Annotated in this window: 13 protein-coding genes; 3 read left to right on the forward strand and 10 right to left on the reverse strand. The window is 64.7% G+C overall.

Annotation, left to right across the window (positions count from 1 at the left end; all coding sequences use genetic code 11):
* Window positions 1–10: 10 nt before the first annotated feature.
* The 9 genes from FJ417_RS12320 to FJ417_RS12360 all read right to left on the reverse strand — a co-directional run bounded on the left by FJ417_RS12320 (window position 11) and on the right by FJ417_RS12360 (window position 12188).
* On the reverse strand, window positions 11–748 hold the full coding sequence (locus FJ417_RS12320) for an ATP-binding cassette domain-containing protein (protein WP_140656571.1): 738 nt from the start codon (window positions 746–748) through the stop codon (window positions 11–13).
* A gap of 9 nt (window positions 749–757) precedes the next feature.
* A complete protein-coding gene (locus tag FJ417_RS12325) occupies window positions 758–1957 on the reverse strand; it encodes an alanine racemase (RefSeq protein WP_140783618.1) in 1200 nt (399 codons plus the stop codon).
* A gap of 13 nt (window positions 1958–1970) precedes the next feature.
* Window positions 1971–2942: an ABC transporter permease gene (locus FJ417_RS12330; RefSeq protein WP_140656577.1), complete on the reverse strand. Its 972-nt coding sequence runs from the start codon at window positions 2940–2942 to the stop codon at window positions 1971–1973.
* Window positions 2943–2985: 43 nt separating this feature from the next.
* On the reverse strand, window positions 2986–4047 hold the full coding sequence (locus FJ417_RS12335) for a substrate-binding domain-containing protein (RefSeq protein WP_140656582.1): 1062 nt from the start codon (window positions 4045–4047) through the stop codon (window positions 2986–2988).
* 64 nt (window positions 4048–4111) lie between these two features.
* Window positions 4112–5173, reverse strand: a complete 1062-nt coding sequence (locus tag FJ417_RS12340) for a substrate-binding domain-containing protein (protein ID WP_140783619.1) — start codon at window positions 5171–5173, stop codon at window positions 4112–4114.
* Window positions 5174–5207: 34 nt separating this feature from the next.
* Window positions 5208–6461 (reverse strand): M20 family metallopeptidase, encoded by a 1254-nt coding sequence (locus tag FJ417_RS12345; RefSeq protein ID WP_140783620.1) that lies wholly within the window; start codon window positions 6459–6461, stop codon window positions 5208–5210.
* The gene (locus FJ417_RS12350) at window positions 6458–7672 is read right to left on the reverse strand and encodes an ROK family transcriptional regulator (RefSeq protein WP_140783621.1); all 1215 of its coding nucleotides are present in this window, start codon (window positions 7670–7672) and stop codon (window positions 6458–6460) included. Before FJ417_RS12350 ends, FJ417_RS12345 begins: the two co-directional genes overlap by 4 nt.
* A 197-nt stretch (window positions 7673–7869) precedes the next feature.
* On the reverse strand, window positions 7870–11028 hold the full coding sequence (locus FJ417_RS12355; RefSeq protein WP_140783622.1) for an efflux RND transporter permease subunit: 3159 nt from the start codon (window positions 11026–11028) through the stop codon (window positions 7870–7872).
* A complete protein-coding gene (locus FJ417_RS12360; RefSeq protein ID WP_246677267.1) occupies window positions 11028–12188 on the reverse strand; it encodes an efflux RND transporter periplasmic adaptor subunit in 1161 nt (386 codons plus the stop codon). The genes FJ417_RS12355 and FJ417_RS12360 overlap by 1 nt, the downstream gene beginning before the upstream one ends.
* A gap of 207 nt (window positions 12189–12395) precedes the next feature.
* Here FJ417_RS12360 and FJ417_RS33925 point away from each other — a divergent pair, with 207 nt between their 5' ends.
* Window positions 12396–12692, forward strand: a complete 297-nt coding sequence (locus FJ417_RS33925) for an FCD domain-containing protein (RefSeq protein ID WP_348639929.1) — start codon at window positions 12396–12398, stop codon at window positions 12690–12692.
* 15 nt (window positions 12693–12707) lie between these two features.
* On the opposite strand, the gene FJ417_RS12370 is transcribed toward FJ417_RS33925, so the two are convergent.
* A complete protein-coding gene (locus tag FJ417_RS12370) occupies window positions 12708–13739 on the reverse strand; it encodes a hydroxyacid dehydrogenase (protein ID WP_140783623.1) in 1032 nt (343 codons plus the stop codon).
* A 145-nt stretch (window positions 13740–13884) separates the two neighbouring features.
* Here FJ417_RS12370 and FJ417_RS12375 point away from each other — a divergent pair, with 145 nt between their 5' ends.
* On the forward strand, window positions 13885–14961 hold the full coding sequence (locus FJ417_RS12375) for a LacI family DNA-binding transcriptional regulator (protein ID WP_140656637.1): 1077 nt from the start codon (window positions 13885–13887) through the stop codon (window positions 14959–14961).
* A 60-nt stretch (window positions 14962–15021) separates the two neighbouring features.
* Window positions 15022–16011 carry a substrate-binding domain-containing protein gene (locus FJ417_RS12380; RefSeq protein ID WP_140783624.1) on the forward strand — a complete coding sequence of 330 codons (990 nt, stop codon included), beginning with the start codon at window positions 15022–15024 and terminating at the stop codon, window positions 16009–16011.
* Window positions 16012–16051: the final 40 nt, after the last annotated feature.

A 16051-nucleotide genomic window follows, 5' to 3' on the forward strand; every position in this document is an offset into this window, starting at 1 on the left:
CGCTACGCCGCTATTGCTGCTGCAGGCCGGTGATCATGGCGATGATCTCGTTCTTGTCGGTCTTCTTCGTCTCGCGCACGCCGATCTGCTTGCCGCGCCTCAAGACGCAGATGCGGTCCGACAGCTTGAACACCTGGTCGAGGCTGTGGCTGATGATCAGGATGCCGACATTGCGCTGCTTCAGCGACAGAACGATTTCTTCCACCTTGGCGGTCTCAGCGACGCCAAGGGCGGCCGTCGGCTCGTCGAGCAGGATCAGCTTGCTCGCCCAGTGCGTCGCCCTGGCGATCGCGACGCCCTGGCGCTGGCCGCCGGAGAGGTCGCGGATGGTGGCATGCGCGGAAGGGATGCGTACGTCGAGCTCCTTCACCAGCTTTTCCGTCTCGGCGATCATGCGGCGGCGGTCGAGCAGGCCGAAGCGGTTCAGCGGCTCGCGGCCGAGGAACATGTTCATGTAGACGGTCTGCTGGTCGGCTAAAGCGAGATCCTGATAGACCACCTCGATGCCGTGCGCGCGCCCCATGGTGGCGTTCGACATCGTCACCGGCTTGCCCTCGATGGCTATCGTGCCGGAGGAAGGCGGATGCACGCCCGAGACGATCTTGACCAGCGTCGACTTGCCGGCTCCGTTATCGCCGACAAGCGCCACGATCTCGCCCGGAAAGACTTCGAGCGAGAAGCTCTCGATCGCGGTGATGCCGCCGAAATTCTTGCGGATATCCTGAAGCTGCAGAATGGGCGCGTTCATTGTCGTCTCCTAGACAGGCCAGGCATAGGGTTCGCCAAAGCCGTTCTCGATGGTTTCGACCTTCGGAGCGCCCTTCGAGATACCTGAGACGCCGACGACATAGGCGCGGGTGACGAAGGCCTGGCCGCGGAAACCGAAGATGGCGCTGTCGCCGGGTTTGGGGGCGTTCGCGCCGGAGGCGTCGATCATGGCGTAGTAGTCGATCGCCGAGGGCGGCGGCACCTCGACGCTTTTGAGCGCCGAGGCTGTGGTGGTTGGCTCGGCCGAGACGATCGCCTTGACGTCATAGTCCGGGAAGATCGGGTCGATATAGAAGCCGCCGCCGAAGCAGTAGGCCTTGCCGCCCGACAGATGCGAGACCTCGGTGAGGTAGAGCACGGCAGGCAATTCCGGCAGGTCTTCCATGACATGCAGCGCCGTGGTGCCGTGCAGGCCGTTGCCGGGCTCGCACTGCGTGGCGCCGGCTTCGGCCAGCGCGGCCAGCACGACGCTCGACGTCGTGCCAGGCGCATTGATTTCGATCTCCTTGCGCCCCGCCTTGGCGAGCGCCTCGGCGGCCTTGCTCAGCGTTGCAAGATTGGGCGTCGGCAACACTTTTCGCGCGGCATGATCGAAGAGCAGGGCAGGGAAGGTGGTGATACCGGCAAAGCGGCCGCCCGGAACGGCATCGAGCCGGTCGGCGACGCCGACGACCTCGCCGGCGTCGAAGCCGCCTTCATGGCCGCGGTAGAAAATGTCGCCTTCGGCCGCGATGCGGGCGAGCAGGTCCTGGACATGGCCGGCGGCCTTGGCGCCCCTGCCTGCTTCCTCGGCCTTGGTGTCGTTGAAGACGGTCCAGTAATCCGGCTGGAAGGTGCTCGCCGCCGCCTCCGCTTCGAATTTCGCGATCTGCTGCAAATGGCCGAGATGGCCGAGTTTCATCCCGGCCTTGTGCGTGGCGCGCGCGCAGGCCATGTCGACCGCCACGGCGCGTTCGATGCCGCCGCGCATCACCGCCTTGCAAAATGAGCTCGAGCGCCCGACCTGCTTGGTCATGGCGAAAATCTTCAGGCCGAGCCGGTCGGCTTCCTGCTTGAGGACCGCCGCATTGTGCTCGACCGTGTCGAGATCGAGCACATAGGCGTTGGCCGGCAGCTTGCCTTGCTGATGAAGGCCGATCGCCGCCTCGATGAAAGCGGGATTGCGGCGGCGCAGAACGTCGAGAAACATGGAAAAGGTTCCTTCAGCGGGATTTGTCGCGCAGCGACACGGCGACGGCGGTGAGGATGATCAGGCCGCGCACGATCATCTGGTCGGAGACCGAAAGGCCCATCAGGATCAGCCCGTTGTTCAGCATGCCCATCATCAGCGAGCCGACGAGAGCGCCGACGATCGAGCCCTTGCCGCCGTTGAGCAGCGTGCCGCCGACGATGACGGCAGCGATCACCGTCATCAGATCGGTCTCGCCGAGCGTGTATTTCGCCGCTTGCAGGCGCCCGGCGTAGAGCAGTCCGGCAAGACCTGCGAGCCCGCCGCTGATGGTGAGTACGGCGAGCCTGATCTTGGGCACGCTGATGCCCGAGACGCTCGCCGCGCGGGCGTTGTCGCCGGTCGCCAGCACATGCGCGCCGAAACGCGTCTCACGGTAGACGAGGTGGCCGATGGCGATGGCAATGACCGTCCACCAGATCAGCGACGGCACGCCGAGCAGCGACCCCGAGCCGAAGAAACCGGTGAAGGTCTCGTTGGTGACCGAGATCGAACGCAGATCGGTCATCGAGCGCGAGACACCGGCGAACAGGCCCATCGTCGCGAGCGTCACCAGGAAGGACGGCAGCCTTACATAGGCGACCAGCGCGCCGTTGATGAGGCCGATAAGGATTCCGGCACCCAGGCCGGCGACGATGCCCGCCGCCATCCCATAGGAGGCGATGGTGACGGCGGCGGCGAGCGCCGCCACCGCGACGATCGAGCCGATCGAAAGGTCGATCTCGCCGGCCGACATGACGAAGACGAGGCCTATTGCCATGATCGTCACCGGCGCTGTCTGCAGCACGATGTTGGAGAGGTTGCGGACGGTGAGGAAGCCGCTGTCCCGCAGCATGATAGCGAAGAACAGGAAGATCGCCAGGAAGCCGAGATAGACGACATATTGCTGCAGATTGAAGCGGCTAGCGAGGCTGCCCACCTCGGTACTGGTGTTGGCACTGGACATGTTCGATCTCCGATGATGTGTGCTTCGCAGCCTGCCACCGCGTTTACTTCATGGCGTCCGCGATGGTCGCGGGCACATCCTTGTTGAGCGACTTCTTCCAGCCTTCCTTCACCGTCTCCTTGGTGACGGCAATGGAATCGACGGCATAGAAAGGCTCGGCCTTCAGGCCGACCAGGGAACCAGCCGAGGCACGCGCCAGCGTCACGCCGATCGAGTAGGCCTCGTCGGCGACAAGGGCCGCGATGTTGCCGCCCTTGACCATATCGAGCGCGGCCGGTTCGTTGAGGTCGAGCGTGACGATCTTGGTGTGCTTGTTGCCGGCGGCGCGCAATGCGGAGAGCACGCTGAGAGCCGGCTCGGCCCAGGTGACATAGATGCCGTCGAGGTCCGGATGCTGGGTGATCATCGCCTGCGCGATGTCCTCGCTGCGCGCCGGGTCGGCCATCCCGGCCTCGGCGGCGATCTTCATGTCGGGATAATCCTGTTCGATCGTCTTCTTGAAGGCGCCGTCGCGCTGGTTGGTGACGTAGAAGTCGGCGTCATGGAAGATGTAGCCAACCTTGCCCTTCTTGCCGAGCGCCTCGGCCATGGCGATGCCAGCCTTGTTGCCCATCTGGAAGAGGTCGTCCGAAACGATGGCGACATAATCCGTGCCCTGCTTGTAGCCGGCCGGGCAATTGTCGACGAAGCCGAGCTTGACGCCGGCCTGTCGGGCCGGGTCGTAGACCGAGGCGGCGGTCGCCGGATCGACCGGCAGCGACAGGATGATCGACGGTTTCTTGGCCATCACCGTCTCGACATCGGCTTTCTGGCGCGCGGCGTCGAAGCCGGCGTCGGTCTGCGCCACCACTTCGACGCCGAGACGCTTGAACTCGTCGCGCGCGCCGGCGTTGACGGCGTTGGTGTACTCGCTCATCTCGTGCCAGACGAGAGCCGCGGTGAACTTGCCGTCCTTGATCTGCTGCTCCTGCGCCTCTGTCAGCGTCAGCGAGGCCGCCGGAACCGGCTTCTCGCCGTTCGGGCCGGTGGTGACGCCTTCGGCGGCGAAGGCGTGAGCGGCGAACAGGCTCGCCAATACAGTCATGATACTCAATACTTTGCGCATATCGGTTCCCCTTTTTGTTCAGGAAGAGAGCTCCGGCCCGGTAAGCCGAGCCGGAGCATGGGCTTCACTTGGCCGCGTCGAGCACCGACTGCGGTGCATCCCGGTTCAGCGAATCCTTCCAGCCCTGGGAGACATTTTCCTTGGTTACGGTCAGCGCCGGCGCCACGACGAAGGCGGGCGTCTGCTGGCCGAGCAGGGACTTCATGCCGGAGGCGGCCATGGCGCGGCCGAGTTCATAGGCCTTATCGGCGACGAGTGCCGCGACATTGCCGCCCTTGACCATGTCGAGGGCGACCGGCTCGGCAAGATCGAGCGTGACGATCTTGGTGTGCGTGTTGCCGGCGCCGCGCAGCGCCGAAAGCACGCCGTCGGCGGGCTCGGCCCAGGTTACATAGATGCCGTCGAGTTCGGGATGCTGCAGCAGCATTGCATTGGCCAGTTCCTCGGCACGGGCCGGGTCGGAAATGCCCTGTTCGGCGACGATCTTGATGTCGGGATAATCCTTCTCGATGGTCTTCTTGAAGGACTGGTCGCGCTGGTTGGTGACGTAATAATTGGCATCGTGGAAGATATAGCCGACCTTGCCCTTGCCGCCGATGGCCTTGGCCATGGCATCGGCCGCCTGCTTGCCCATCTGGTAGAGATCGTCGGTGACGATCGAGGCGTAGTCGGTGCCTTGCTTGTAATCCTTGGGCAGGTTGGACAGGAACACCAGCTTGACGCCATCCTTGACCGCCTGGCGGAAGGCTTCGGCGGAAGTGACAGGGTCCAGCGGCAACGCCAGGATGACGTTCGGCTTGGCGGCGAGCGCGGTCTCGATGTCGCTGCGCTGGCGGGCGGCGTCGAACTGCGCGTCGGTCTTGACCGCGATCGAGATGCCGGCCCGGGCGAACTCGTCCGTGGCGCCCGCGGTCACCGCGTTGGTGAAGTCGGAAGAGGTATGCCACAGAAGGGCTGCCTTGTAGCCCTTGTCCTTTAGCGCCGCGATGTCGGCATCGCTCGGCGTCAGGCTGGAACTCGGGGTGGCGGTCTCGCCCTGCGGTCCGACCGTCTGCGCGTGAGCCGCGCCGGCGGCGAGCATCAATCCGCCGGCCAGGGCGGCGGCAATCCATTTCTTCATCAGCATGTTTCAGTCTCCCATTTTCTGCTTCGTTGGTCTTTCAGTCGGCCACGCCACAATAGCGGGCCATGAAGGCTGCGAAGCCGACGATGCCGGCGAGGTATTCCTCGATATCGACGTGCTCCTCGAAAGTGTGGCAGTTGCGGATGTCGCCCGGCGCGCAATAGACGGCGGGAATGCCCAGCCGATTGACGAAGAACGAGGATTCCGACCAGAAGGGCGCGCCCTCGATCATGCCGCGTCCGCCCATGGCGCCTGCCATCGAGTCCGAAAGTAGGGCGACTTCGGCGCGCGTCTCGTCGATCTCGGCGGCGGTGCCGCCCAGCCTGTGGTCGCGACCGGCCGGATAGGCGAACTCGACGGTGATCTCCGGGTCGGTGATCGCGCCGCGCACCGCGGCCTCTATCTCGGCGGCGGCCGTGTCGAGGTCCTCGCCCGGCAGGAGCTTGCGGATCAGCGACAGCGTGCACCGCTCGGGCACGGCGATATAGCCGCCGCCGGTGAGGCCGGTGATCAGCAGGAAGCCACGCCCGGTGAGCTTGTGCTCGGCGCGGGCTGCCACCGCGTCCGAATGCTTCCAGAGCGCCGTCATTGCGGCATGCGCGGCGCGCAGCGCATCCTTGCCGAGCTCCGGCACGCCGAAATAGGCCGACTTGCCGGTGATCGTGATATCGGTGATGAAGAAGCCGATCTGCGCGGCGTAGACGGCAAGCCGCGTCGGCTCGACATAGCAGGTGAAGTCGGGCGCCGCGACCTCGCCGGCCTCGATGCGCTCGACGAAATGCTTGATGCCGGCGGAGACGCCGGTGCCGGGCTGGCCGCTTTCCTCATCGCCGACGAAGGCGAAGGCGACATCGCCCTTGAGGCGGATGCCGGCCTTGTCGAGCAGCGAGAGCGCCGCCAGCGAGGCGGTGATGCCGGCCTTGAGATCGCCCGAGCCGCGGCCCCAGACCGCGTTGTCGACGATGGGCGCGCCGAACGGGTCCTCGCGCTCGGTGCCGGCCCAATGCTCGCGCCAGCCGTCGACATGGACGGTGTCGGTATGGCCGATGAACAGCAGGCGCTTGCCCTGGCCAGTTCCCTTGCGCTCGCCCCAGATGTTCGGCCTGCCGGGCAGGAAATCCGCGCGGCTCAAGCCGCTCAGTCCCAGCTCGCGCATTTTCGCTTCGAGGAAGTCGACGAAATTCGCTTCATTGCCGGTGATGCTGTCGCGGCCGATCGCGCCCCTGAACAGCGCCAGCGCCTGGTCGGAATCGAGAGCGGCGCGCAGCCGGGTTGTGATGTCGCTGGTCACAGCACGACCTCCTTCAGGGCAGCCGCCTGGGCGGTGGGAAGTGAAATCCGGCCGTCCGGCGCGTCGACGCCGAAGAGCGTGTTGTGCAGCTGGCCAAGGCCGATCGCGGCGGCGCCGATCAGCGCCGCCCGCGCGCCCAGCTCGCCCGCCTCGACGGTGATAGGGTAGGGGAAGCAGAGCGGTATCAAGGCTTTGACGCGTGAGAGGATTTCCGGCCTGAGGCCGATCGAGCCGCCCAGTATTACCTTTTCCGGATTGGCGACGGCGGCGATCGCGGCGATGCCTTGCGCCAGATAGCGCGCCGTCTCGTCGAGCACTGTGAGCGCTGCCTTGTCGCCTGTTGCGGCATTCTCGAAGATCGCGGGGACCGCGACCTGGGTGCCGGTCAGGGATCTGTAGCGCTCGGTCATTGCATGCGTCGCCACCGCCCGCTCGAAAGCGCCGGTGCGCAGCGATTCCGCGGCGAACGGATCGGCGCCGATCGGCATGAAACCGATTTCGCCCGCCGCATGGGTGGCGCCGCGCACCAGATGGCCGCCCAGCATCAGGCCGCTGCCGACGCCGGTGCCAAGCGCGATATAGGCGAGATTGTCGATACCCTGGCCCTGGCCCAGCCAATTCTCGCCAAGCACGGCGAGATTGACGTCGTTCTCGATCATCACCGCGACGCCGAGCGCCTTCTCAAAGGCGTCAAGCACATTCATGGCGTCGAAGCCGGCGATGTTCGGCGCGAGCAGGATGCGGCCGGTCGCGGGGTCCGGCGCGCCCGGCGCGCCGATGACGGCAAGGCGGATTTTCTTGCGGGGAATCCGCTCCCTGGCCGCGGCCTGGAAGGCGAGCGCCGCGATCTGGTCGATGATGAACTGGCCGCCGCGCGGATCGGTCGGCGTCGCCGCTTCGGCGAAGATCTGGCAGGCGAGGTCGGTCAGCGCCACGCGCACCTTGGTGCCGCCCAGGTCGACAGCGATAATGTAGGCGGCGTCGTGGACGAGCTCATAGGTGACGGCGGAGCGCCCGACATGGCCGCTGGTGCGTCCGGTCTCCTGTACCCAGCCTTCCTGCTCGAGGCCACGTACGATTTCCGAGATCGTCTGCTTCGAAAGGCCGGTGAGCTTGGAAATCGAGGCCCGCGATATCGGCCCGCCTTGGACGATCGCCTCCATGACGGAGCGTTGCGAGAACTGGCGGGAAATACGCGGCAGATCGCTCACGGCGGGCCTCGGATTAATTCGTTCTGTCACCGAACTTATTATTCAAGCATTTGCTTGTCAACGACCTTGTTGCGTCGCCCGAGAACAGCGATCGGATGTGGATGCTGACGGAGCTCCGCCGACAATTCAGCCGGACAACCGCTGTCGCGATCAATGGCTTACGAAAGAACGTTGCTGGCTTCTGGGGATGCCTGCCGCTACTCGGCCGCCAGCTTGCGTCGGGCAAGGCTGATCTCGTCCAGCGGGAGTTCCGGCTCGTCATGGCTTTCTTCGTGACCGCGGAACGAGCTCAGCCAATGCGAAAGATCGTCGAGGTAGAGATAGATCACCGGTGTGGTGAAGAGCGTCAGCGCCTGACTGACGAGCAGTCCGCCGAACATCGTGTAGCCGAGGGGCTGGCGGATCTCCGCCCCGGTGCCGTTCTCCAGCATCAGCGGCAGTGCGCCGAGCATCGAGACCATGGTGGTCATCATGATGGGGCGGAACCTGAGCAGGCAGGCCTGGCGGATCGACTCCAGCGAACTGAGATGCTGGTCCCGTTCCGCCGCGATGGCGAAGTCGACCATCATGATGCCGTTCTTCTTCACGATGCCGATGAGCAGGATGACGCCGATCAGGCCGATCAGGTTGAACTCCATGTGGAAGACGAGCAGCGTTCCCAGCGCGCCAAGCCCGGCCGAGGGCAGGGTGGAGAGAATGGTCAGCGGGTGGATGTAGCTTTCGTAGAGGATGCCGAGGATCAAATAGACCACGACCAATGCGCCGAGGATGAGCACCGGCACGGATGACAGCGACTGCTGGAAGGCCTGGGCCGTGCCCGTGTAGCTGGTCTGGATGGTAGCGGGCAGCCGCATCTCGGCGGCGGTCCTGTCGATCGCGGCGGTGGCTTGTCCCAGCGCTACATTGGGCGCCAGGTTGAAGCTGATCGTCACCGACGGGAACTGGCCTTCATGGTTGATGACCAGCGGCTGCACCGGCTTCGTCGTCCACTTGGCGATGGCCGAGAGCGGCACCTGCGAACCGCTCGACGTCGTCAGATAGATCTGGTCGAGCGCCTTGAGGTTGCCGCGCAGCGACGGCAGCACCTCCATGATCACGTCATAGGTCGAAAGCTGGGTGAAATACTGGGCGATCTGGCGCTGGCCGAAAGCGTCGTTGAGCGTGTTGTCGACGTCGTTGGCCGTCAGGCCGTAGCGGGCAGCCTGGTCGCGATCGACCTGCAGCGTGAGCGTGGTGCCGGAACTCATCTGATCGGTCGAGACGTCCCGCAATTCGGGCAGGCGCTGCAAGGCCGTCAACAGCTTGGGCGCCCAGCTGTCCAGCGTGTCGAGGTCGCTGCTTTCCAGCACATACTGGTATTGCGACGCGGACAGCTTGCCGCCGACACGCACGTCCTGCGAGGCCTGCATGAACAGGCGCGCGCCTTGAACCACCGCGAGCTTCGGCTGCGACCGGCGGATGATCTGATCGGCCGAAGCGTCGCGCTCGTCGCGCGGCTTCAACTGGATGAACATGCGGCCGGTGTTCTGCGTGTTGCCGCTGCCGCCCGTCGATGCCGCGAAATGCGCAACCGCCGGATCCTTGGAGACGATCCCGGCAAATTGCGCCATATAGGACTGCATCTGGCCGGCGGAGACATCCTGGCCGGCGATCACCTGGCCGAAAATCAGGCCGGTATCCTGCTGCGGAAAGAAGCCGCTCGGGACAAGGGTAAAGAAATAGCCGGTCAGCGCCACGCAGCCCAGGAACACCAGAAGGGTGATGAAACGATGCGCAAGCGCCCGGTCGAGGCCGCGCTCATAGGCGCGCAGCATGCCGTCGAAGACGCTTTCGCTCCAGCGGTAGAGCCTGCCGTGGTGTTCCTCGGCCGCCGGCTTGATGAAGCGTGAGGCGAGCATCGGGGTAAGCGTCAGCGAAACGCAGGCCGAAACCAGAATGGTCATGGCCAGCGTCACCGCGAACTCCTTGAACAGGCGACCGATGATGCCGCTCATCAGGAGCAATGGGATCAGCACCGCCACCAGCGAGATCGAGATCGACATGATGGTGAAGCCGATCTCGCTGGCGCCGCGGATCGCTGCCTGCATCGGCTTCTCGCCATGCTCGATGTAGCGGACGATGTTCTCCAGCATGACGATGGCGTCGTCGACGACGAAGCCTATGGAGATGGTCAAGGCCATCAGCGACAGATTGTCGATCGAATAGCCGGCGGACCACATCAGGCCGCAGGCGCCGAGCAGCGCCAGCGGGACGGTGAAGGCTGGGATGGCCGTCGCCCAGACATTGCGCAGGAACAGGAAGATCACCATCACGACCAGCCCGATGGTGAGCATCAGCGTGAACTGCACGTCCGCTACCGAAGCGCGGATGGTCTGGGTGCGATCCGAAAGCACCTGCAGTTTGAGCGAGGCCGGCATCGAGGCGGTCAGCATCGGCAGCTCCGCCTTGATCTTGTCGACCGTGTCGATGATGTTGGCGCCTGGCTCCTTGAAGATGACGAGGACGACGCCGCGCGTCGTGTCGGCCCAGCCGGCCTGGGTGTAGTCCTGCGCGTCGAGCACCGCCCGGCCGACATCCTTGACCCGCACCGGCGCGCCGTTGCGATAGGCGATGATGGCGTTGTTCCAATCGCCGGCAGCGGTCATCTGGTCGTTGGAGAAGATGGTAAAGGAGCGCACCTCGCCCTGGATGTTGCCTTTGGGCAGGTCCACGGTGCCGATCGAGAGCGGGGTGCGCACCGCTTCGAGCGACAGGCCCCTTGCCGCCAGCTTGGCCGGATCGAGCTGGACCCGGATCGACGGCGTCTGCTGGCCGCCGACCAGCACCTGGCCGACGCCGTCGACATGGCTGATCACCTGCGCAAGCTTGGTGTAGACGTCGTCGCTCAACGTCGTCAGCGGCAAGTCCGTCGAGCTCGCCCCGATCAGCATGATCGGCGAATCGGTCGGATTGACCTCCCTATAGGTGGGCGGATTGGGGAGGTTCTTCGGCAATTGTCCGCCGGCGGCGTTGATGGCCGACTGCACCAGCCCGGCGGCCGATGCGATGTCGACGTTGAGAGCGAATTGCAGCGTGACCTGGCTGGAGCCTGACAGGCTGCTCGACGTCATTTCGGCAATGCCGGGGATCTGCGCGAACTGCGTCTCGAGCGGCTGGGTCACCGACGACGCCATGGTGATCGGGTCGGCGCCCGGCAGGCTGGTTGACACCTGGATCGTCGGGAAGTCGACGTTGGGCATCGGCGCGACCGGCAGGTTGAGATAGGCGACGACGCCGACGAACAGCACGCCGATCATCAGGAGCGAGGTAGCGACCGGGTAGCGGATGAAAGGCGTGGAAACACCGATCGCAGCCATCAGCTTGCACCTCCGGGCTGCGCGGTGCCAGCCTGCGTCTGGCCGGCACCGGGTGGGGGCGCGGCGTCGACACTTGCGCCGTCAACCACGCGGTATTGGCCGGCGATCACGACACGCTGCCCTTGGCTCAGACCATCGGTCACGACCGTCTCGCCGCCATCCGAAGGACCTGTCTTGACCGTCTGCCGATGGACCTTGCCGTCGTCGCCGACGACATAGGCGAAGAGCCCGTCAGGGCCATGCTGGACGGCTTCGTCCGGCACCACGATCGCGCCTGACATCGTGCCGATGCGCATGCGCGTGTTGACCGAAAGACCCGGCCACAAAGCATTGTCCTGGTTGGCGAATGTCGCCTTGAGCGAAATCGTGCCGGAGGCCTGGTCGACCTGGTTCTGGACCGCTTCCAGCTTACCGCTGGCCAGCACCGTCTTCATATCCGCGCCAAGCGTGTCGATCGGCATGGGGCCGGCCGTGAAAACCTTGTTGATGGTCGCGACCTCGTCCTGCGGCTGCGTGAACGACACGTAGATGGGCTGAAGCTGCACGAGAGTGAAAAGCCCGGGACTCTGGCCGGCCTGCACGATGTTGCCCGGATCGATGGTGCGGAAGCTCGTCTTACCGGACAGCGGCGCCGTGATCCTGGTGAAGTCGAGGTTGAGCTGCGCCGCCTCGATGGCCGCCTTGTCGCCCTCGATCGTGGCGGCGGTGGTCGTGACCACCGCCTGCTGGTTGTCGACATCCTGCTGGGTTTCGAAGGTCTTTTGCAGGAGCGTGGAGAGGCGTTTGAGGACCACTTGCGCATTCTTGAGCGTCGCTTCGTCCTCCGCCTCCTTGGCCTTTGCCTGGTCGAGTGCGGCCTGATAGGGGCGAGGGTCGATCTCGGCAAGCAAGTCGCCTTGCTTGACCATCTGCCCCTGCTCGACCGGGACCTGGTCGACGACACCGGCGACACGGCTCGAGATGCTGACGCTGTTCAGCGGCGTCACCGTGCCGAGCCCGTATAGATAAAGTGGGAAATCGGCCTTCCGCACCGTGGCGACAGTGACCGGAACCTTGGGCGCGGGCTGCGCCGACGCCGCGCTCGCGGCAGCCTTTGCCTGGGCGTGGTTGCGCCATAGGCCATAGCCGCCGCCAAGCAGAATGAGTACGGCCAAAAGCACGATGCTCCGAGAGCGATGCTGCCGTTTGCGACTGGCTTGCTGCGTTGATGAAATGCTCATGATGCCGTCCACCTGCGGGCCAGAATACCTAGCCTTTTCAGGATGGTTGGAGGTTGGGATCGACCTCGTCGATCGGCGGGACAGTAGTCCTGTCGACGCTGCGCTGTCAGCTTACAGATCGGTCATGTTGCGCTGCGGCATTCAACGATGCGTGAGGCCGCCTTGACCGGACCATCGCGGCAAAATCAAATTTTGTTCATAGCCGGGGCTCGATCCGAAGCGACAATCAACTGCTCAAGCGGGAAACAGGAAAGCTGCACCCGTATCGAAAAACACCGGGCGACGAGACGATGCAAACCGCCGCGAGCGGCGTTCGCCGAAATGCACGCGATCATAGATGCGATCCGCTTACGCAAGCCGGAAGCGGCGGAGGCCGCGGCCCGGCGGCATGTGGAGACGGCTTGGCAAATCGCTCGCGACGCGCGTCGGTTGGGCACGCTTTAGGCGGCTTGTTTCAGCTCAATTCCGGTCGACGGGCTTGGAGCGCATGCGCGAAACCGTCTCGCGCTCGGCGCGCTTGGAGCGCAGTGGCGGCAAGCCGCGGTCGATGAGGTCCATGTCCTCAAGCACCATGTCGCCCATCCGCTTGAAGGCGATGTCGAGCGCCCCGGCGCGGTGCGCCGAGCGCAGGAAGCCGGGGAGGGCGCGGACAGGATGGTCCTGCGCCAGCGGCTCCTCCGGGAAGACGTCGCTTGCGGCAACGATATGGCCGCTCTTCACCGCCGCCATGAGTGCCGCGAAATCGACGACGCCGGCGCGGCTGAGCAGGATGAAGGCCGAGCCCTTTCGCATTTTGGCAAATGCGTCCGCGCCGAGGAAACCCTGGTTCTCGCTGGTGACCGAAGCGACGACGAAGACGAAATCGCTTTGCGACAGCACCTCACCCAGCGAGGCCGGCTCGACGCCATTGTCGATCAGGATCGACGGCGGCAGCCACGGATCGTAGACCTTGGTGCGGGTGCGGAAGCCGGTCAGCAACCGGTTGAGCGCGCGGCCGAGATCGCCGAAGCCGATGATGCCGACATCGGCGCCGGAGAGAAGCCGCGCGGCCTGGTTGCCGTCGCCGCCCCAGAGCTCCTTGCCTTGCCGGAAGGCGAGATCGGCGTCGACGATGTTTCTGGCGAGATTCAGCGCCATGGCAAGGCCGAGCTCCGCGACCGGCTCGGCAAAGACCAGGCCCGTGGTGACGACATGGATGCCGCGCGCAAACAGCGTCTCATAAGGCATGTTGTTGAGCAGGTTCGTCTCGACATTGAAGATGCAGCGCAGCGTCTTCAGCTTCTCCAGCGTCTCAGCTGAAATCGGCGGCTGGCCGATGATAAAGCGCGCCTCGGCCAGAGTATCGGCGGGCAAGGCGGCAACGCCTTCCGGGGTGGTCTCGACAATGCGATGGTGTTTGCGCAGGCGCGCCAGCTGTGGCGGCGTGAAGATGAGCTCCAATGTGCGCGGCTCGGGCGCGCTGATGACCAGCGGCAAGGCTTTGTCGGGCATGTTTTTTCCTCCGGGCGCGATTGGATCGCGTCAATCACGCATTCAAGTCTTACTCCCGATGAAACGATTTACAAGAATGAAAAATCGATTTATCGATTACAATAGCGAGGCAGAAAATCGGCTGCCTGCCCTCGGGAGGAGGTCAATGGCACAACACCAAATCCGGCAGCGGCGTCCGTCGATCCACGACGTGGCAAGTCATGCCGGCGTGTCCGCGGCCACTGTCTCCAAGGTGCTGGCCGGCGTCACCACGGTCAAGCCGGAAAACGCGCAGCGTGTGTTCGACGCCGTCGAGCGTCTGGGCTATCGCGTCGATCCACTAGCCTCCGACATGCGTCGCGCCAAGCGCCGCATCATCGGCGCCATAATGCCCGAGTTCGAGAGCGAGTTCTTCGGCCAGATGGTCACCGAGCTCGAAGGCCTTGCCGAACAGCGCGGCTACACGTTGGTCGCCGCATCGAGCCGTGAATCCGAGGCGCGCGAGAAGGAAATCCTTGCCCGCATGCATGACTGGCGTGTTGCCGGCGTCGTGCTGGCGCCGGTGCGCAACGAGCATGGTCCGGCGGCCGCCTTCATGAAAGCCCACGGCATGACCGGCGTGCTGATCGACCGCGTCTTATCCGACGACGCCTTCGATACGGTATCGGCCGACAGCGCCTCCGCCAGCGCCGAGGTGGCGCGGATGCTGGTCGGCAAGGGCCACAGCCATATCCTCGTCATCGGCCTTGCCGAGCAGGCGGCGACCGTGCGCGCCCGCCTCGAGGGTTTTCGCGCGCAAGCGCTGGCGCTCAACCCATCGGTGCGCATCGACGTCATCACCTCGGAAGTCAGCGTCGAGCCGTTGAGGGCTTCGCTGCGAGATTACTTTGCCAGGGGAGAGCGGCCGACCGCCGTCTATTCGCTGCTCTTGAAGGGCACGCTCGTCGCGCTGTCCGAGTTCCGCCGGCGTGACTGGCATTGCCCGAACGACATCTCGCTGGTCGGCTTCGACGATGCGGAATGGATGCAGGTGACATGGCCGGCGATCGCCGCAGTGGTGCAGCCGGTGCGCCAGATCGCCAGCGAGGCGATGAACCTTTTGTTTCGCAGGGTCGAGGGCGCCGTGGGACCACCCACGGCGCGGCTCGAGCCCTGCCAGGTGTTGATGCGGGAATCCGTTGGCTCGCCAGGCAGCGGTCCGCATTCCGGGGGAGGAGACCGACAACAGCCCCCATTGTCGTGAACGGAAGCTAGCGCCGGCCCTGGCCGAGGCATCCGGCGCCAAGGATCAACGGAGGATCGAATGACATCGTATTTCTTGAAGATAAATCGATTTACCCTTGCCATGGGTGTCGCGCTTGCGTTTTGCGCCGTCGGTACCGCCAAGGCCGAGGACGGCGAATATGGGGTGCTGATGAAGACGCTGGCCAACCCGTTCTGGGGCGCGATGGCGCAGGGCGTCGCGGACGGCGCCAAGGAAGCCGGCGTGAAATACTTCCAGCAGGCGGCCGAGAGCGACCAGGCGGCCGAGCCGCAGCTCAATCTTTGCAACACGATGCTCGAGCGCAAGCCGGTGGCGATGATCACCGCCGCGATCAACTCGACCAACCTTCTGCCTTGCCTGAAGTCGGCGCAGGACGCCGGCATCAAGATCGTCGACCTCGACAACAATCTCGACCAGGCGGTGCTGGACAAGGAAGGCGTCAAGGTGACCTTCCATATCGGCTCCGACAACATCGCCGCCGGCGCGCAGGCCGCCGAATACCTCGCCAACAAGCTCGGCAAGGACGCCAAAGGTCCGGTGCTGGTGATCGAAGGCCTTTCCGGCAACATCACCGGCGAAAAGCGCGCCAAGGGCTTTGCCGACAAGCTGAAGGAACTGGCGCCAGGGCTCGAAATCGTCGCCTCGCTGCCGGGCGACTGGGATCGCGGCAAGGCCGCCTCGATCGCCACCGACACGCTGACCGCGCATCCGGATCTCGTCGCCATCTTCTGCGCCAATGACGGCATGGCGCTGGGCGCCGTGGAATCCGTCTACGCCGCCGGCAAGGGCCCGCAGGTGACGATCATCGGCGTCGACGGCAATTCGGACGCGGTGAAGTCGATCAAGGAAGGCCGCCTCAATGCCTCGGTGGCGCAGCTTCCCTATCTGGTCGGCAAGCAGGCGGTCGAGAACGTCAAGAAGGCGCTGGCCGGCGAGAAGGTCGAGGACAGCATCGCCGTGCCGACGCTGGTGCTGACCAAGGACGTGATCGACGCCGGCAAGGAGCCGATGCTGCAATATGTGAAGTGAGTAGGAAATAGGCAGTAGGAAATAGGCAGTAGGCAGTAGG

The organism is Mesorhizobium sp. B3-1-7 (genome assembly GCF_006439385.1).
In the GTDB taxonomy this organism is placed as follows: domain Bacteria; phylum Pseudomonadota; class Alphaproteobacteria; order Rhizobiales; family Rhizobiaceae; genus Mesorhizobium.